Source organism: Streptomyces sp. NBC_00162, from assembly GCF_024611995.1.
Taxonomy (GTDB): domain Bacteria; phylum Actinomycetota; class Actinomycetes; order Streptomycetales; family Streptomycetaceae; genus Streptomyces.
In genome coordinates this window covers 2,353,386-2,371,983 of record NZ_CP102509.1, presented here as the reverse complement: position 1 = coordinate 2,371,983, position 18,598 = coordinate 2,353,386, and the positions used below count along the sequence as shown (strand labels likewise).

10 protein-coding genes and 1 riboswitch are annotated in these 18,598 nt (G+C 71.1%); of the genes, 7 read left to right on the top strand and 3 right to left on the bottom strand.

The annotated features are described in order from the left end of the window. The first annotated feature begins 95 nt into the window (after positions 1-95). The 7 genes from JIW86_RS11300 to JIW86_RS11270 all read left to right on the top strand — a co-directional run bounded on the left by JIW86_RS11300 (position 96) and on the right by JIW86_RS11270 (position 9,819). Complete coding sequence (locus tag JIW86_RS11300) at positions 96-992, top strand: FAD binding domain-containing protein (protein ID WP_215146374.1); 897 nt, start codon at positions 96-98, stop codon at positions 990-992. A 2-nt stretch (positions 993-994) separates the two neighbouring features. Continuing rightward, complete coding sequence (locus JIW86_RS11295; RefSeq protein ID WP_257553638.1) at positions 995-1,600, top strand: (2Fe-2S)-binding protein; 606 nt, start codon at positions 995-997, stop codon at positions 1,598-1,600. 2 nt (positions 1,601-1,602) lie between these two features. Beyond that, positions 1,603-4,008, top strand: coding sequence for a xanthine dehydrogenase family protein molybdopterin-binding subunit (locus JIW86_RS11290; protein WP_257553637.1), 2,406 nt, complete (start codon positions 1,603-1,605; stop codon positions 4,006-4,008). A 331-nt stretch (positions 4,009-4,339) separates the two neighbouring features. Continuing rightward, on the top strand, positions 4,340-5,803 hold the full coding sequence (locus JIW86_RS11285; RefSeq protein WP_215146377.1) for an NCS2 family permease: 1,464 nt from the start codon (positions 4,340-4,342) through the stop codon (positions 5,801-5,803). 111 nt (positions 5,804-5,914) lie between these two features. Beyond that, positions 5,915-7,075 (top strand): XdhC family protein, encoded by a 1,161-nt coding sequence (locus JIW86_RS11280; protein WP_257553636.1) that lies wholly within the window; start codon positions 5,915-5,917, stop codon positions 7,073-7,075. Between the two features lie 129 nt (positions 7,076-7,204). Further along, positions 7,205-8,458 (top strand): YncE family protein, encoded by a 1,254-nt coding sequence (locus tag JIW86_RS11275; RefSeq protein ID WP_257553635.1) that lies wholly within the window; start codon positions 7,205-7,207, stop codon positions 8,456-8,458. A gap of 128 nt (positions 8,459-8,586) precedes the next feature. Continuing rightward, complete coding sequence (locus JIW86_RS11270) at positions 8,587-9,819, top strand: GNAT family N-acetyltransferase (RefSeq protein ID WP_257553634.1); 1,233 nt, start codon at positions 8,587-8,589, stop codon at positions 9,817-9,819. A 73-nt stretch (positions 9,820-9,892) separates the two neighbouring features. On the opposite strand, the gene JIW86_RS11265 is transcribed toward JIW86_RS11270, so the two are convergent. The 3 genes from JIW86_RS11265 to cobN all read right to left on the bottom strand — a co-directional run bounded on the left by JIW86_RS11265 (position 9,893) and on the right by cobN (position 18,294). After that, complete coding sequence (locus JIW86_RS11265; RefSeq protein ID WP_257553633.1) at positions 9,893-12,109, bottom strand: terpene synthase family protein; 2,217 nt, start codon at positions 12,107-12,109, stop codon at positions 9,893-9,895. 110 nt (positions 12,110-12,219) lie between these two features. After that, positions 12,220-14,226 (bottom strand): ABC transporter ATP-binding protein, encoded by a 2,007-nt coding sequence (locus JIW86_RS11260; protein ID WP_257553632.1) that lies wholly within the window; start codon positions 14,224-14,226, stop codon positions 12,220-12,222. 450 nt (positions 14,227-14,676) lie between these two features. Continuing rightward, positions 14,677-18,294 carry a cobaltochelatase subunit CobN gene (gene cobN, locus JIW86_RS11255; protein ID WP_257553631.1) on the bottom strand — a complete coding sequence of 1,206 codons (3,618 nt, stop codon included), beginning with the start codon at positions 18,292-18,294 and terminating at the stop codon, positions 14,677-14,679. A 53-nt stretch (positions 18,295-18,347) separates the two neighbouring features. Continuing rightward, positions 18,348-18,432, bottom strand: a riboswitch (cobalamin riboswitch). Between the last annotated feature and the right edge of the window lie 166 nt (positions 18,433-18,598).

Here is an 18,598-nt window from a genome sequence, read left to right as displayed (position 1 = left end):
CCACACCGCGTTAACAGCACGTGAACGACCAGTCGAGGGCCCTTAGGCCTCCTGGCTTGAAGTGAACGACACGATGAAGAAGAAGAGAGCCGCACATGGACTTCCTTCGCCCCGCCAGCTGGGAGGAGGCGCTCGCCGCTAAGGCCGAGTTCCCCACAGCTGTGCCGATTGCGGGTGGCACCGATGTGATGGTCGAGATCAACTTCGACCACCGTCGGCCGGAGTACCTCCTGGACCTGAACCGCATCGGTCTGCTGCGGGAGTGGGAGGTCGGCGAGGACGTGGTTCGTCTGGGCGCCTCCGTCCCGTACACGCAGATCATGGAAAACCTCCGCACGGAGCTTCCGGGTCTCGCGCTCGCCTCGCACACGGTCGCGTCCCCGCAGATCCGTAACCGCGGCGGCGTCGGCGGCAACCTCGGTTGCGCCTCGCCGGCAGGTGACTCCCACCCCGCACTGCTCGCCGCCGGCGCGCAGGTCGAGGTGGAGTCCGTACGCGGCTCTCGCCTGATCCCGATCGACGAGTTCTACACCGGCGTCAAGCGCAACGCGCTCGCCGCCGACGAGCTCATCAAGACCATCCACATCGACAAGGCGGATGGCCCCCAGCAGTACTCCAAGGTCGGCTCCCGCAACGCGATGGTCATCGCGGTCTGCGCGTTCGGCCTGGCCCTGCACCCGGAGACCCGCACGGTCCGCACCGGCATCGGTTCGGCCGCGCCGACCCCGATCCGTGCGAAGGCCGCCGAGGAGTTCCTGAACGCCGCGCTCGAAGAGGGCGGTTTCTGGGAGTCGGGCAAGGTCATCACCCCGTCGATCGCCAAGCAGTTCGGTGACCTCGCCTCCGGCGCGGCCAACCCGATCGACGACGTCCGCGGCACGGCGAAGTACCGCCGTCACGCGGTCGGCATCATGGCTCGCCGCCAGCTCGTCTGGACCTGGGAGCAGTACCGCGGTACCGGCAACGGCCGCTCGCTTGAAGGGGCTGCGTAATCATGCGCGTCAATTTCACTGTCAACGGCCGTCAGCAGGAAGCGGACGACGTATGGGAGGGCGAGTCCCTTCTCTACGTCCTGCGCGAGCGCCTGGGCCTGCCCGGTTCGAAGAACGCCTGTGAGCAGGGCGAGTGCGGTTCCTGCACCGTCCGTCTCGACGGCGTGCCGGTCTGTTCCTGTCTGGTCGCGGCCGGTCAGGTCGAGGGTCGCGACGTCGTGACCGTCGAGGGCCTGGCGGAGTTCGCCAAGCAGCGCGAGGAGCACGGCCACGGCGGTGCCTGCGGCACCGGCGGCGGCTGCGGCAGCAAGGGCGTGTCCCTGGACGCGGCCAAGCAGTGGCAGGCCAAGCCGGGCGACTCGCAGACCGGTGAGGGCGTCGAGCTCTCCAACATCCAGCAGGCGTTCATCGACGCCGGCGCCGTCCAGTGCGGTTTCTGCACCCCGGGCCTCCTGGTCCAGGCCGACGCGCTGCTCGAGGAGAACTCCTCCCCGTCCGACCAGGACATCCGTGAGGCCCTGTCCGGCAACCTCTGCCGTTGCACGGGCTACGAGAAGATCCTCGACGCGGTCCGCCTGGCGGCCGCCCGTCAGGCAGAGGCGGTCTGACCATGGCCCAGAACACGCGCACGGTTCCGGCGGGTACGCCGACCAACGTCACGCAGAAGCACAACAAGGGCGGCATCGGCGAGTCCACGCTCCGCCCGGACGGCACCCTCAAGGTCACCGGCGAGTTCGCGTACTCCTCGGACATGTGGCACGAGGACATGCTGTGGGGCCAGACCCTGCGCAGCACCGTCGCCCACGCCGAGATCGTCTCCATCGACATCTCCGAGGCGCTCGCGATGCCCGGCGTCTACTCGGTGCTGACGTACGACGACCTGCCGGCCGAGATGAAGAACTACGGCCTCGAGATCCAGGACACCCCGGTTCTCGCCAACGGCCGGGTACGTCACCACGGTGAGCCGGTCGCCCTCGTGGCCGCCGACCACCCGGAGACCGCCCGCCGCGCGGCCGCCAAGATCAAGATCGACTACAAGGAGCTGCCGCTCGTCACGGACGAGGCCTCCGCCCTCGCCCCCGGCGCGCCGCTGATCCACGAGGGCCGCGACGACCACCACATCGGTCACGTCCCGCACCCGAACATCGTGCACCGCCAGCCGATCATCCGCGGCAACGTGGAAGAGGCCCGCAAGCGCGCCGACGTCATCGTCGAGGGCGAGTACACCTTCGGCATGCAGGACCAGGCCTTCCTCGGCCCGGAGTCCGGCCTGGCCGTGCCCTCCGAGGACGGCGGCGTCGAGCTCTACGTCGCCACCCAGTGGCTGCACTCGGACCTCCAGCAGATCGCCCCGGTCCTGGGTCTGCCGCCGGAGAAGGTCCGCATGACGCTCTCCGGCGTCGGCGGTGCCTTCGGTGGCCGCGAGGACATCTCGATGCAGATCCACGCCTGCCTCCTGGCCCTGGCCACGAACAAGCCGGTCAAGATCGTCTACAACCGCTTCGAGTCCTTCTTCGGACACGTGCACCGCCACCCGGCGAAGCTCTACTACGAGCACGGCGCCACCAAGGACGGCAAGCTCACGCACATGAAGTGCAAGATCGTCCTGGACGGCGGCGCGTACGCGTCCGCTTCCCCGGCGGTCGTGGGCAACGCCTCCTCCCTCTCGGTCGGTCCGTACGTCCTGGAGGACGTGGACATCGAGGCGATCGCGCTCTACACGAACAACCCGCCCTGTGGCGCGATGCGCGGCTTCGGCGCCGTCCAGGCCTGCTTCGCCTACGAGGCCCAGATGGACAAGCTCGCGGAGAAGCTGGGCATGGACCCGGTCGAGTTCCGCCAGCTGAACGCCATGGAGATGGGCACGGTCATGCCCACCGGCCAGGTCGTGGACGCCCCGGCGCCCGTCGCCGAGCTGCTGCGCCGGGTCAAGGCCCGCCCGCTGCCGCCGGAGCGCCAGTGGGAGAGCGCCGGAGAGAACGCGGACGTCCGCGCGCTGCCCGGTGGCCTCTCGAACACCACCCACGGCGAAGGCGTCGTCCGCGGCGTCGGCTACGCGGTCGGCATCAAGAACGTCGGCTTCTCCGAGGGCTTCGACGACTACTCGACCGCCCGCGTGCGCCTCGAGGTCATCAACGGCGAGCCCGTCGCGATGGTCCACACGGCCATGGCGGAGGTCGGCCAGGGCGGCATCACCGTCCACGCGCAGATCGCCCGTACGGAGCTGGGTGTCACGCAGGTGACCATCCACCCGGCCGACACGCAGGTCGGCTCCGCCGGTTCCACGTCCGCCTCCCGGCAGACGTACATGACCGGTGGCGCCGTGAAGAACACCTGTGAGGCCGTCCGCGAGGCCCTGCTGGAGATCGGCCGCCGCAAGAACGGCTCGTACCACCCGGCGTGGGCCACGGCCGAGCTGCTGCTCGAAGGCGGAAAGGTCGTCACCGACGACGGCGAGGTCCTCGCGGACATCGCCGACATCCTGGAGGGCGAGGACGCGATCGACCTCGAGCTCGAGTACCGTCACCACCCGACCGTCCCGTTCGACCTGGTCACCGGTCAGGGCAACGGCCACGTCCAGTACACCTTCGCCGCGCACCGCGCGGTCGTCGAGGTGGACACCGAGCTCGGCCTGGTCAAGGTCGTCGAGCTGGCGACCGCCCAGGACGTCGGCAAGGCGCTCAACATGCTCTCCGTGGTCGGCCAGATCCAGGGTGGTACCACCCAGGGCCTCGGCGTCGCGATCATGGAAGAGATCATCGTGGACCCGAAGACCGCGAAGGTGCGCAACCCCTCCTTCACGGACTACCTGATCCCGACCATCCTCGACACCCCGACCATCCCGGTCGATGTCCTGGAGCTCGCCGACCCGAAGGCCCCGTACGGCCTGCGCGGCATGGGCGAGGCCCCGACCCTCTCGTCCACCCCGGCCGTCCTCGCGGCGATCCGGCAGGCGACCGGTCTGGAGCTCAACAAGACGCCGATCCGTCCGGAAGCCCTCACCGGGACCCTCTAGGACGGCGTGGTCCGGGGGCCGCGAGGCCCCCGGACCCCCTCAGACTCTCCGGGCGGTGCGACATGGGAACGTCACACTTCACACCGCGCCGCCCGGAGTACGAAGTACCGCACCGCTCGCGGTCCGTTTCACCCGGCAGTACCCCTGCACCCAGCAACACCCCCAGCAGTACCGGAATACCAGCGGTAACCCCCGCAGTACCCGCAGTACACGCAGAACTTTCGCGTCGCCTCGGGCCGTCACCCCGGGTCGTGCAGCCAACGCAGCATCCCAAATCCCGCGTCTCCAATCTTTATGCGGGTGCCCCTTTGAACCTTGGGAGTTAGGCACCATGACCCAGTCGTCTGTGGAGCCCAAGACCACCGCGGAAGAGGCCGGCGACGGCTCTCGCACCCCCGCCGGGCGTTCTTGGCTCGATCGGTACTTTCACATAACGCACAGAGGTTCCAACGTCGGCAATGAGGTTCGTGGCGGTATCACGACCTTCATGGCCATGGCGTACATCCTCTTGCTCAACCCCCTGCTCCTCTCGGGCAAGGACGTCGCGGGCACCGTGATGGACGGATCGGCGATCATCACCGCCACCGCCTTCGCCGCGGCCGTCACCACGCTCCTCATGGGCTTCGTCGGCAAGGTGCCGCTGGCCCTCGCCGCCGGCCTCTCCGTGTCCGGCGTGCTCGCCTCGCAGGTGGCCCCGCAGATGACCTGGCCGCAGGCCATGGGCATGTGCGTGGTCTACGGCGTCGTGATCTGTCTCCTGGTCGTCACCGGCCTCCGCGAGATGATCATGAACGCCATCCCCCTCGCGCTGAAGCACGCCATCACCATGGGCATCGGCCTGTTCGTCGCCCTGATCGGCTTCGTGAAGGCCGGGTTCGTCGGCAACGGCGGGGAGTTCATGCCCCCCGTCCAGCTCGGTGCGACCGGTGAGCTGTCCGGCTGGCCCGTGCTGCTCTTCGCCGTCACCCTGATCACCATCTTCATGCTCCAGGCCCGCAAGGTCCGCGGCGCGATCCTGATCGGCATCGTCGGTGGCACCGTCCTCGCCGCGATCATCAACCTCATCGTGGACATCGACCCGAAGGCCTGGAAGAACGGTCCGCCGGAGCTCAGCGGCTCCGCGGTCTCGATGCCGGACTTCTCGCTCTTCGGCGACGTCTCCTTCGGCGGCTGGGGCGACGTCGGCTACATGACGGTCGGCATGATCGTCTTCACCCTGGTGCTCGCCGGCTTCTTCGACGCCATGGCCACCATCATCGGCGTCGGCACCGAGGCCAAGCTGGCCGACGACAAGGGCCGCATGCCGGGCCTGTCCAAGGCTCTGTTCATCGACGGCGCCGGTGGCGCCATCGGTGGCGTCGCGGGCGGCTCCGGCCAGACCGTGTTCGTCGAGTCCGCGACCGGCGTCGGCGAGGGAGCCCGCACAGGCCTCGCCTCCGTGGTCACCGGCCTGTTCTTCGCCGCCTGCCTCTTCTTCACCCCGATCACCCAGATCGTCCCGGGTGAGGTGGCCTCCGCGGCCCTGGTCGTCATCGGCGCGATGATGATGCAGAACGCGCGCCACGTGGACTGGGCCGACAGCTCGACCTCGATCCCGGTCTTCCTGACCGTCGTGATCATGCCGTTCACCTACTCGATCACCGCCGGTGTCGCCGCGGGAGTCATCTCCTACGTCGCCATCAAGATCGCTCAGGGCAAGGCCCGTGAGATCGGCGGCTTCATGTGGGCGCTGACCGGAATCTTCCTGGTCTTCTTCTCGCTCCACCCGATCGAGGGCTGGCTCGGAGTCGGCTGACCAGGCCGTATCCGGCCCGGTCGTACCCGATCCGTACAGCCTGATCCGTACGAAGTACCGCGCTCTCCACGTATCCGATACTGGAAACCGAACCTCTCCGAGGAGGCCCCCATGCTGGACATCGCCGAAGAACTGAACCGGTGGGTCGAGCAGGGACGAGACTTCGCCGTCGCCACCGTGGTGGCGGTCGGCGGGAGCGCGCCCCGGCAGCCCGGGGCCGCGCTCGCCGTCGACAGCGAGGGCACGGCCATCGGTTCGGTTTCCGGTGGATGCGTGGAGGGCGCGGTGTACGAGCTGTGCCGGCAGGCGCTGGAGGACGGCGAGACCGTCGCCGAGCGCTTCGGGTACAGCGACGACGATGCCTTCGCCGTGGGTCTGACCTGCGGCGGGATCATCGACATCCTGGTGACCCCGGTCCCCGTGGGCTCTCCCGTGCGGGAGGTGTTCGCGGCCGGTCTGGCCGCCGCCGCCCGCGGGGAGGCGGCGGCGGTCGCCCGGATCGCCGAGGGCCCGGCCGAGCTGATGGGCCGCGCCGTGTTCGTCCGTACCGAAGGCGCCTGGGAGGGCGGTTTCGGCGGACACCCCGAGCTGGACCGCACCATCGCCGAAGAGGCCCGCGCCATGCTCGACGCCGGCCGGACCGGCGTGCTGGAGATAGGCGCCGACGGCCGGCTCTGCGGAGAGCCGCTCAAGGTGCTGGTCGAGTCCAGCGTCCCGCCGCCGCGGATGATCGTCTTCGGCGCCATCGACTTCGCCTCCGCCCTCGTGCGCATCGGCAAGTTCCTCGGCTACCGGGTCACCGTCTGCGACGCGCGCCCGGTCTTCGCGACGAAGACCCGCTTCCCCGAGGCGGACGAGATCGTCGTCGACTGGCCGCACCGCTACCTGGAGAGCACCGCAGTGGACGGCCGTACCGTCCTGTGCGTGCTCACCCACGACGCCAAGTTCGACGTCCCGCTCCTCGAACTGGCCCTCCGGCTGCCCGTCGCCTACGTCGGCGCCATGGGCTCCCGCCGCACCCACGAGGACCGCAACAAGCGGCTCCGCGAGGTCGGCGTGACCGAGCTCGAACTGGCCCGGCTGCGCTCCCCGATCGGCCTGGACCTCGGCGCCCGCTCCCCGGAGGAGACCGCGCTGTCCATCGCCGCCGAGATCGTCGCCAACCGCCGCGGCGGCAGCGGCGCCGCGCTGACCGGCGCGCACATCCCGATCCACCCCGATCCGCAGGGCGTCTCGAACGCGGTGATCGGCCGGATCGGTTCCGTCGCTTGAAGAGCTGAACTCCGTACGTGAGGAAGGGCGCGGCCCCTGGGGGTTGCGCCCTTTTGGCGTTCCGCCTATTTTACCGGCCGGTAACAGGAGGCACCCTCTCCATCCCTTCCCCCCACCGGAGTTGAACGGATGTCACGTACCCTCCGCACCCTGGCCGCGCTCGCCGCGGCCACGCTGCTGACCTCCTTCGCGCCCGCCGCGGCCGCTCCCGCCACGGCCGCTTCCGGCGACGGCGGCCTGCGCGAGGTGCTCTACGTCGGGAACAACTGGGAGGGGACCGCCGACGTCCTCGCCTCCACCGGCGATCTCGCCAAGGTCGGCCGGATCAACGTCATACCCGACAAGGCGGAGCGGCTCCGGGAGATCTACCTCAACCCGGTCAAGCTCGGCTTCTTCCTCGGCATCCGGGAAACCGCGGGCGAGGGCCACGACCAGTTCGTGGACGACATGTACACCACCCCCGACGGCTCGGCCGTCGTCGCCTCCCGGCCCAGCTTCGCCGACGTCGTGTCCATCGACGTACGGACGGGGCGGATCAACTGGCGCTTCGCCGTCGCCGGTTACCGCGCCGACCACATGGCCGTCTCGCCCGACGGCACCCGCGTCGCCGTATCTGCGTCCACCGCCAACACCGTGCACGTCCTCGACATCGCCACGGGCCGGGAGGCCGGCTCCTTCGCCACCGGCGACAAGCCCCACGAGAACACCTTCACCCGCGACGGCCGCTACTTGTGGAACAGCTCCATCGGGGACGTGACCTCCGCCCTCGACGCGCCCTGGCTGGACTGGACGAAGGGCGACCGGAAGATCACCGTGGTCGACGCGCAGACCTTCCGCACGGTCAAGGTCATCGACATGCGCGAGCGGCTGGACGCCTTCGGCCGCCGGGACCTGTCCGACGCCGTACGTCCCGTCTCCTTCAGCCCCGACGAGTCCAAGCTCTACTTCCAGGTGTCGTTCTTCGCCGGCTTCCTGGAGTACGACGTGGCCACCGACCGGATCACCCGCCTCAAGAACCTGCCCGAGAACCCGGCCACCAGCACCGACCGCACCAAGTGGGTCAACGACTCCCGCCACCACGGCATGTCCATGAGCCCGGACGGGACCAAGCTCTGCATCGCGGGCACCATGGACGACTACGCGACCGTCGTGGACCGGGCCACCCTCGCCGAGGGTCCGCTCGTGCCCGCCGACAAGCCGTACTGGGCCACCGTCGACGGCGACGGCACGGCCTGCGTCATCTCCGAGAGCGGTTCGGACCGGGTGACGGCCATCGACTTCGCCACCGGCACCAAGCGGGTGTCCGTCCCCGTCGGGGACCACCCGCAGCGCGTCCGGCTCGGACACGTCCCGGCGGGCTGGACGGGTCCCGCCACCGGGTGACGCGTGCCCCCGAACAGGTGCCGGCCCGCCCCGGCCGGCTACGGGCCGGCACCTGCAAACTGGTCAAACGTGCAGATCCAGCCACTATGAGGTGACCGGTCCACCGATGACCGATTAGTCTCGTGATCATGGTGGACATCCGCGAGGTACCCGAGGCCGACATCGACCGTGCTCTGGAGCTCGCGTATCTGGTGTTCAACGACCGGCCCGAGAAAGAGGGCCGCGAACGGCATCACGCCCTGCTCGTGCGCTGTAGCCGGATCGGCGCCTACGACGGCGACACCCTGGTCGGCTTCATGGCCGCACACGACTTCCGGCTCTCGGTCCCCGGGGCAGACCTGCCCTGCCCCGGGCTCACCTTCGTCTCCGTCGCCCCCACCCACCGCCGCCGCGGCGTACTCACCGCGCTGATGGCGGAGCAGCTGCGCCGCGCATCGGCCGTCGGCAGCCCGCTCGCCGCCCTGTGGGCCTCCGAGGCCGCCATCTACGGCCGCTTCGGCTACGGCGGCGCGACCACCGGCGTCACCATCGAGATCGACTCCACCCGGCCGCTGCCCCTGCGCATCGCCCCCGACCGGCGTCCGCTGCGCCTCGTCGCCCCGGACGAGGCGCTCGCCGTCATCGGTCCCTTCCACGAGGCCGCCCGCGCCGGGCGGGCCGGCCGCCCCACCCGCAGCCCCGAACGCTGGAGCCAGGAGTGGCTGTCCGAACAGGACGAGGAGGACGAGGAGTTGAGCCCGCCCCGGATCATCGTCCTGGGCGACCCCGGGGAGCCGATCGCCGGGTACGTGCTCTACCGCACCAAGCCGGAGGACGACAACGGGCCCGTCCGCACACCGGGTCTGGTCCGTGTGGAGGAACTGGAGGCCGACACCCCGGCGGTCGCCGCCGCCCTGTGGGAGTGCCTCGCCGCCCTCGACCTCACCGGCAGGGTCACCGCGTGGGGCCGCCCGGCCGACGACCCGCTGCTGCACTTCGCCGCCGACCGGGACCAGGTTCGGGTCACCGCCCAGTTCCCGGCGCTCTGGCTGCGCCTGGTCGACGTACGGGCGGCGCTGACCGGGCGGTCCTGGGCCGTGCCGGTGGAACTGGTGCTGGAGCTGACCGACGTACGGCTGCCCGCGAACGCCGGGCGGTTCCGGCTGAAGGCGGGGCCGGGCGGGGCCGCGTACGAGCCCGCCCGGGCGGCGCCGGACCTGGCCCTGGACGTACGGGAGCTGGCCGCCTGCTACCTGGGCGGGACCCGGGTCGTCGAGCTGGTCGCCGCCGGGCTGGTCGCCGAGCACACGCCCGGCGCGGCGGCGGCGCTGGACGCGGCGCTGCGGACGGATCTGCTGCCGCACACGAGCGACGAGTTCTGAGTCGACGGGGGCGGCGCCGTAGGCGGAGGCGGGGCGGAGGCGGGGGCGGGCGAGCGGACCGCCCCCGCCGGGCTCAGGACGGGAGCGAGATCCTTGCCGCAGACATGCCGAAGTCCGCGCCCCAGACGTGCGTGGACAGGCCGCCGGGCAGCCGGTGGAGGTCCTCCTCGCGGTAACGGCGGCACTTCTGGTGCCAGTTGAGGATCCCGGCGAGCCAGTCCTGGAGCTCGCCGACGTACGCGTCGAGCCCGGCCCGGGCCCCGGCGCCCAGCTTCCAGTCGTCGTAGAGCACCGGCAGCTGGCTCGCGACGATGTGTTCGAACTCCTCGGTGCGCTGGGTCATCAGCGCGTGGCAGATGTGCAGTGCCTCCGGATAGCCGATGTCGAAGAAGTTGCGGGTGACGAGCACGTAGTTGTGCACCTCGCCCTCGACCTCCACCTCCTTCTGGTAGGAGAAGATGTCGTTGATCATGCAGGCGGCGTCGGCCGCCGCGTTCTCCAGGGACCGGATGGTCCCGGACCGGTAGATCTCCTCGGGGATGCCGCGGCCCGCCTGGCCGAGCCGGCACAGGTACATCGTGAGGTGCGACCCGAAGGTGTGGCGGCGCATCTCGGCGTAGTCCACCGGGTCCGGGATGCGGTTCTGAATCTGGTTCTCCACCTCCCACACCCAGCTCTCCAGCATGGACACGAGCGTGGCCCGGAACTCGGCGCGGACGGGCGGGGCCATGTCCGCGCTGGTGCGCACCCACAGGTCGGCCAGCGAGCGCTCCATCGCGGTCACCGGCACCGGCTGCTCGGCGTGGTCCACCGGGATCATGGTGATCAGCCGCGCCGTGGTCGTCTTGGCGGCGCTCAGGTTCCTGGCCTGCCCGAAGACCACCGGGTAGTAGTCGTCACCGTACGTGCCCCAGGTCAGCCAGCAGGCGTTGAGGAGCAGCGCCCCGGGCGTCGCGTCGGGGTCGATGCCGGCCGAGCAGAGCGCGAAGTCGTAGCCGCGCAGCTTCGCCTCGCTCCAGATCGCGGACCCGGGGTCGCCGGGCTGCGGATCCAGCAGGCCCATCCGCCGGGCCCAGTCGACGGACCCCTGGCGGGCGAGGTCCACGTGCGGACTGAGGGCGAGCGTGAAGGGCATGTAGAGGTCCGGGATCACGGACGGGCCGGTGCGCTCGAACGGGACGTGGGTGAAGGACCGGTGGCGCATCTCCATCGAACGCTGCGTGAAGACGGACCGCAGGTCGAGCGCGGTGGTGCCGAGCCCGGACGGGAGGAAGGGCAGGGTGAGCGGGGCGGTGGCCCGGGCCTCCTTGTTCATGTAGCGGCTGGAGACCATGTGCCACTCGTGGCCGCCCGACTGCCAGTCCTGCAGGCCCTTCGCGTAGGCGAGGACGGCGGCGATCTCGGCCGGGTTCATGGCGTGGTCGGTGAAGAGCTGGGGGAGCTCGCAGAGCGCGGTCTGCTCGAACTGCTGGAGCCGTGAGGTCAGCAGGTTGTTGGAGGCCTCGGCCGCCTCCTGGGTGGTGCAGCCGAGGAAGGTCTCCAACACCAGGATGGCGTTGGAGAGTTCGCCCTCGTCGGCGACCTCGCGCTGGTAGGAGAAGATGTCGTTCCTGATGTGCACGGCGTCGGAGAAGGCGTCGCGGAGCACGCCGAGCGGCCGCGAGTGCGCGACGCGGGCCGGGACCTCGGCGGAGACGTACTCGATCAGGCCGGCCGACCAGGGGGCGCCGCCCACCTTGCGGCGCATCTCGATGTATTCGAGCGGGTTGGCGACGCGTCCGAGGTTGATGTTGGCCAGTTCCCACATCGACTCGTTGAGGAGGTTCTTCGTGGACTCGGAGAACCGTTCCCTCCAGTCCGCGGACATGGCAGGAACGGTCCTCCTCCAGAGGTCCGCGAGGCCGGCCTCGACGGGGTTGGTGGGCTGGGGGAAGCCGTCGGCCAGGTCCATCGGCATGAAGGCGGCGAGCTTGTCGAGGTAGTCCTTGGCGCCGGCGCGGTCCTGCGAACGCTTGTACATCTCCAGGAAGTGGTCGTCGAAGAAGAACACCCAGACGTACCAGTCGGTGACCAGGGACAGCGCCTCGCTGTCGCAGTCGGGGTGGGTGTACGAGCACAGCAGCGCGTAGTCGTGCGAGTCGAGGTCGCTTTCCTCCCAGACGCCGGAATCCTCCAGCATCCCGAATGCGCGCGCCCACTGCTTGGTGTGGACCCTGGCGTCCTCCAGGTGGGGGTTCAGTCGCGCCGGATACGGCACATAGAAGTCCGGCAGTTGAAACGGCTGCGTCACGGCAGGGCCGGCCTTTCGCTCATGGGTGCGGGGGCCGGTGGGCCGGCCCCCGCACGAGATCAGCAGTGCTCTACCCCTGGTGCCCTTGGGATAAGGGGGAGTTCACCGCTTCAGGTGACGGACGGGTCGTTCCGCGGCGCGGCGGCCTGGCGCGGGATAGGGACTTCGTGCCCGGGCTTGTCGCCGTACTGATCGGCCTGGATCCGGAACATGGTGGCGTAGCGGCCGCCCAGGGCCAGCAGCTCCTCGTGGCTGCCCTGTTCGACGAGCCGCCCCTCGTGCAGCACGTAGATGACGTCGGCGTACCGCACCCCCGACATCCGGTGGGTGACCAGCACGACCGCGCGCTGCGGACCGGCCAGGCCGCGGATGCTGTCGAAGGCGGCGATCTCCGCCTCCGGGTCGAGCGCCGAGGTGGGCTCGTCCACGACGAGGACGCGGGCGTCGCGGAAGCGGGTGCGCGCCAGGCCGAACTTCTGCCACTGGCCCCCGGACAGCTCCGAGGCGCCCCTGAACATCCGGGCGAGCAGGGTCTCGTAGCCGTGCGGAAGCTTCTCGACGACCTGGTCGGCGCCCGCGTACCGGGCCGCGGCCACCACGTCCGCGGCCTGGTCCACGGAACCGTCCTCGGGCCCGGTGCCGGGCCGGCCGATGGCGATGTTGGTACGGGCGGTCACCGGCCAGCGCTCGAAGTCCTGGGTGAGCAGCGAGATCCGGTCGAAGACCTGCTCCCGGTCGGCCTCCCGTACGTCCACCCCGTCCCAGGTCAGCGAACCGGTGTCGGGCAGGTGCAGACCGGCGAGGAGTTTGACGAGGGTGCTCTTGCCCGATCCGTTCTCGCCGACCAGCGCGACGACGGTGCCCGCCTCGATGGTGAGGGAGACGCCGGTCAGGGCGGGCTCGTCCCGGTCGGGGTAGCTGAAGGAGACCTCCTCGAGCCTCAGCGTGCCGAGCCGCTCGGGCAGTCGCAGTCCGCCGTCCGGGATGGCGCGGCGGCCGGCCTCGGCGACGAACCGTTCCAAGTCCCGTACGTACAGGGACTCCTCGTGCAGGGTGTTTGTGGTGGCGACGAGGGCGCCCAGGCTGGCCGAGCCGGTGCGCACCGCGATCACGGCGGTGCCGGCGACGGCGAGGTCCATCCGGCCGGTGACGATGAGCACGCCCATCGCCGTGTAGGTGACGAGGGCCGCGACGCCGGAGAGCGCGGCGGCGAGCAGTTCGGTGGCGGCTTTGTCCTTGGCGAGGCGGGTGGCCTCGCTCTCGGCGTGTTCGGCCATGTTGCGGTAGTGGCCGAGGAGGTAGCGCCCGACTCCGTGCACCCGTACCTCGGGGGCCGACGTACGGGAGATCAGCAGCTGGCCGATGAGCCGGGCGGCGCGGACGTGCTCCACCCAGGTGATCATGGAGAGATAGCGGCGCTGGGCCACCCGCATCGCGCCCCAGCCGCGCGGGGCGGCGATCAGCAGCAGCATGGGCAGCAGCAGCGGGTGCAGCACGGTGAGCACCCCGGCGGTGGCGACGAGGGAGATCATCCCGCCGAGGGTGGCCACGCAGGCCCCGACGGTCCGGCGGGCCGAGGGCGGACCCCACTGGGCGCTGTTGAGCAGCCGCCGGAACTCCCCGTCCTCGATGGCCTCGAGCTCCACCTCGATGGCGGCCTTCAGGTACTGCTCGTGCGCGGCCCGCTCCACCTTGGGCTCCAGCCGGCCGGCGGCCGCCGTGGACCACGAGGCCAGCACGGCTCCCAGTACGGCGACCAGGGCGCCCCCGGCGAGGGCGGGCAGGGCGGCGTGCAGCCGGTCGGCGGCACTGCCCGCGCCGAGCAGCGTACGGAGCACCTGGCTGAGGACGAGCAGCCCGACGGCGGAGGTGACCCCCTGCCCGGCCTCGGCGAAGGCGACGGTGAGCAGGGCGCGCCGGTCGGTGTCCCAGGCGAGCCGGAGCGTTCCGCCGGCCATCCGGGGCATGGAGCGCAGGGTGGTCAGGAGCCGGCCTTCCAGCCGGGCGTAGTCGTGGTTGGCCCAGCCGGCGTCGTAGCGCAGGGGGCCGCCGAAGAGCCGGCGCTCACTCTCGGAGACGGCCGGGTCGGCGGGAGCGGGCCGCTTGAGAAGCCTCATCCGCGGCCACCCCCGCCCGCTGCCGGGTCGAACGCCACATGAACGTGCACGGATCGCAAGATTCCTCCCGAGGTGCCGCGGCCGCGAACTGACGACCGCAAGAACGTGGCTGCTCAGAGGCGCGTAACGGGCCCGCGGGGGCGAACGCCCGCACAGAGTTCCGGTGCGCGCGCGGAGCCCAAGGGGCGGGCGGAGGGCGCGCCGTGACGCGGCGTTCGAACCACTCGGAGGTGAGCATGACCCCCTTCGAGGGATTGCGCGGACCGTGCGCACGGTGCCGCGTACTCCGCCGGACCGGCCCCCGCCGGGGAACCCGGCCCGTGCCTGTGCCTGTGCCCGGCGGACGGCACCCACCACGTCCTCGCCTCCGCCCGCGAAAAGGCCGCCCTCCTCGCCCTTTCAGTGGGCGAGGAGGACGGCCTGCGTGTCCGAGGTTAAGGTCTGTGCCCTTTAGTCGGATTCGCCTTCCAGGTTGCCTTCCGTGTCCAGGTAGACCTGGCGGAGGGATTCGAGGATCTGGGGGTCCGGCTTTTCCCACATGCCGCGGGACTCGGCCTCCAGGAGGCGTTCCGCGATGCCGTGCAGGGCCCAGGGGTTGGCCTCCTCCAGGAAGGCGCGGTTGGTCGGGTCCAGGACGTACGTTTCCGTGAGCTTGTCGTACATCCAGTCCGCGATCACGCCCGTCGTGGCGTCGTAGCCGAAGAGGTAGTCGACCGTCGCGGCGAGTTCGAAGGCGCCCTTGTAGCCGTGGCGGCGCATCGCCTCGATCCACTTGGGGTTCACCACGCGGGCGCGGAAGACGCGAGAGGTTTCCTCCACCAGGGTGCGGGTCTTGACCGTTTCCGGGCGGGTGGAGTCGCCGATGTACGCCTCCGGGGCCGTGCCGCGCAGGGCGCGGACCGTGGCCACCATGCCGCCGTGGTACTGGAAGTAGTCGTCCGAGTCCGCGATGTCGTGCTCGCGGGTGTCCGTGTTCTTCGCGGCGACCGTGATGCGCTTGTAGGCCGTTTCCATTTCGTCGCGGGCCGGGCGGCCCTCCAGGCCGCGGCCGTACGCGTACCCGCCCCAGACCGTGTAGACCTCCGCGAGGTCGGCGTCCGTACGCCAGTCGCGGGAGTCGATCAGCTGGAGGATGCCGGCCCCGTACGTGCCCGGGCGCGAGCCGAAGATGCGGGTCGTCGCGCGGCGTTCGTCGCCATGGACGGACAGGTCTGCCTGGGCGTGCGCCCGGATGAAGTTCTGATCCGCCGGTTCGTCCAACGACGCTGCCAGCCGGACCGCGTCGTCCAGGAGGCCGATGACGTGGGGGAACGCGTCGCGGAAGAAGCCCGAGATGCGCAGGGTGACGTCGATGCGGGGGCGGCCGAGTTCGGCGAGGGGGATGGGTTCCAGGCCGGTCACGCGGCGCGAGGCCTCGTCCCAGACCGGGCGGATGCCCAGGAGGGAGAGGGCTTCGGCCACGTCGTCGCCCGACGTGCGCATCGCGCTCGTGCCCCAGAGGGAGAGGCCGACCGACGCCGGCCATTCGCCGTTGTCCGTGCGGTAGCGGGTGAGGAGGGACTCGGCCAGGGCCTGGCCCGTTTCCCACGCGAGGCGGGAGGGGACGGCCTTGGGGTCCACCGAGTAGAAGTTGCGGCCGGTCGGGAGGACGTTGACCAGGCCGCGGAGCGGCGAGCCGGACGGGCCGGCCGGGATGAACGAGCCGTCCAGGGCCGAGACGACGTGGGCGATCTCGTCCGTGGTGCCGGCCAGCCGGGGGACGACCTCGCGGGCGGCGAAGGACAGGACCGCCGAGACCTCCGGCGAGTGGGCCGCCGCGACCGCGGCCACCGCGTCGGGGGACCAGTCGGCGTCCTCCATCGCCTGGACCAGGGCGCGGGCCTGCTCCTCCACGGCGTCCGCCGAGGTACGGGTGGCCGCCGACTCGTCCAGGCCCAGCGCCTCGCGCAGGCCCGGCAGGGCCGTCGTACCGCCCCAGATCTGCCGGGCGCGCAGGATCGCGAGGACCAGGTTCACGCGGGCCGCGCCGGTCGGAGCGCCGCCCAGGACGTGCAGGCCGTCGCGGATCTGGGCGTCCTTGACCTCGCACAGCCAGCCGTCGACGTGGAGGAGGAAGTCGTCGAAGCCCTCGTCGTCCGGGCGCTCTTCGAGGCCCAGGTCGTGGTCGAGCTTCGCCGCCTGGATCAGGGTCCAGATCTGGGCGCGGATCGCCGGGAGCTTGGCAGGGTCCATCGCGGAGATCTGCGCGTACTCGTCCAGGTGCTGTTCCAGGCGGGCGATGTCGCCGTACGACTCCGCGCGCGCCATCGGCGGCACCAGGTGGTCGACCAGGGTGGCGTGCACGCGGCGCTTGGCCTGGGTGCCCTCGCCCGGGTCGTTGACCAGGAAGGGGTAGATCAGGGGGAGGTCGCCGAGGGCGGCGTCCGGGGCGCAGGACGCGGACAGGCCCGCGTTCTTGCCGGGCAGCCACTCCAGGTTGCCGTGCTTGCCCAGGTGGATCATCGCGTCGGCGCCGAAGCCGCCGTCCTGCGCGCGCGCCTGGATCCAGCGGTACGCGGCCAGGTAGTGGTGCGAGGGCGGCAGGTCCGGGTCGTGGTAGATCGCGATCGGGTTCTCGCCGAAGCCGCGCGGCGGCTGGATGAGGATGAGGAGGTTCCCGCGGCGCAGGGCCGCCAGGACGATGTCGCCCTCCGGGTTGGAGGACTTGTCGACGAACATGTTGCCGGGGGCCTCGCCCCAGTGTTCCTCGACGCTCGAACGGAGTTCGGCGGGGAGCTCGGCGAACCAGCGCTTGTAGTCCGCGGCCGGGATGCGGACCGGGTTGCGGGCCAGCTGCTCCTCGGTGAGCCAGTCCTGGTCGTGGCCGCCGGCCTCGATCAGGGCGCGGATCAGCTCGTCACCGTCACCGGAGACGAGGCCGGGGATCTCGGCGACGGGGCCGAAGTCGTAGCCGCCCGCGATCAGCGTCCGCAGCAGTTCGACGGCGCTGGCCGGGGTGTCCAGGCCGACCGCGTTGCCGATGCGGGAGTGCTTGGTGGGGTACGCGGAGAGGACGAGGGCGACCTTCTTGTCGCGGCGCTCGATGTGGCGGAGGCGGGCGTGGCGTACGGCGATCCCCGCGACCCGGGCGGCCCGCTCGGGGTCGGCCACATAGGCGGGCAGGCCGTCCTCGTCGAGCTCCTTGAAGGAGAACGGGACGGTGATCAGGCGGCCGTCGAACTCCGGCACGGCGACCTGGGTGGCGGCGTCGAGGGGGGACAGACCCTCGTCGTTCTCCTCCCAGGTGGACCGGGAACCGGTCAGGCAGAGGGCCTGGAGGATCGGCACGCCGAGCGAGGCGAGCGCGCCCGCGTCCCAGGACTCGTCGTCACCGCCGGCGGAGGCGGTGGCGGGGCGGGTGCCGCCGGCCGCGAGGACCGTGGTGATGACCGCGTCGACGCCCGTCAGCTCGGCGAGCAGCTCCGGCTCCGGCGTGCGGAGGGAGGAGACGTACAGGGGGAGCGGCTGGGCTCCGTGCGCCTCGATGGCCTCGCACAGGGCGTGCACGAAGGCGGTGTTGCCGCTCATCTGGTGGGCGCGGTAGTAGAGCACGGCCACCTGGGGGCCGGCGGCCTGCCGCGCGGTGCGCTCCAGGGGGCCCCAGGTGGGGGAGGCGGCGGGCGGCTCGAAGCCGTGGCCGGTGAGGAGGACCGTGTCGGAGAGGAAGCGGGCCAGCTGGTCGAGGTTGGCGGGGCCGCCGTGCGCGAGGTAGCCGTGGGCCTCGGCCGCGATGCCGATCGGCACCGTGGAGGCCTCCATCAGCTGGGCGTCCGGGGCCTGTTCGCCGGTCAGGACCACGACCGGGCGGGTCTGGCCGGGAGCGAGGAGGAGGTCGAGGCCCTCCTGCCAGGCGCGGAGGCCGCCGAGGAGGCGTACGACGACCAGGTCGACGCCGTCGAGGAGGCCGGGGAGGTCTTCGAGGGGAAGGCGGGAGGGGTTCGCGAACCGGTAGGGGACGGGGCCGTCCGCCGTGGTCGCGGCGCGAGCGCTGAGCAGATCGGTGTCGGACGTCGACAGCAGCAAGATCATGCGGCGGCAGGCCTTCCTCGGGGTTTCCGCGCCCCGGGCAGTGAGGACGACGGGAGTTCCTGACTCACCCCGGTCGCGGGGGTCGCTCCGCGGGGTTCACAGTGGCGGGACCGCGCCGGAATCGCACCGGGCTTCCTCCCATGTCGCCGTCCTCGGCGATGGCGGGCCGTGTGGCGCCGCCGATGGTCATCCTAGGGGGCCGGGGCCCTTGCCGGGAGGCCGGGGGTGGTCGGGTTTGCGCTGGTGCGGCGGGTTGGCGGGACTCTGGCCCCGGGCCCCCGGGGTGGGTTGGCCGGGTGCGGCG

Coding starts and splice junctions, on each gene's coding strand:
- JIW86_RS11300 (WP_215146374.1), top strand. CDS start 96: ATGGACTTCCTTCGCCCCGCCAGCTGGGAGGAGGCGCTCGCCGCTAAG.
- JIW86_RS11295 (WP_257553638.1), top strand. CDS start 995: ATGCGCGTCAATTTCACTGTCAACGGCCGTCAGCAGGAAGCGGACGAC.
- JIW86_RS11290 (WP_257553637.1), top strand. CDS start 1,603: ATGGCCCAGAACACGCGCACGGTTCCGGCGGGTACGCCGACCAACGTC.
- JIW86_RS11285 (WP_215146377.1), top strand. CDS start 4,340: ATGACCCAGTCGTCTGTGGAGCCCAAGACCACCGCGGAAGAGGCCGGC.
- JIW86_RS11280 (WP_257553636.1), top strand. CDS start 5,915: ATGCTGGACATCGCCGAAGAACTGAACCGGTGGGTCGAGCAGGGACGA.
- JIW86_RS11275 (WP_257553635.1), top strand. CDS start 7,205: ATGTCACGTACCCTCCGCACCCTGGCCGCGCTCGCCGCGGCCACGCTG.
- JIW86_RS11270 (WP_257553634.1), top strand. CDS start 8,587: ATGGTGGACATCCGCGAGGTACCCGAGGCCGACATCGACCGTGCTCTG.
- JIW86_RS11260 (WP_257553632.1), bottom strand. CDS start 14,226: ATGAGGCTTCTCAAGCGGCCCGCTCCCGCCGACCCGGCCGTCTCCGAG.
- cobN (WP_257553631.1), bottom strand. CDS start 18,294: ATGATCTTGCTGCTGTCGACGTCCGACACCGATCTGCTCAGCGCTCGC.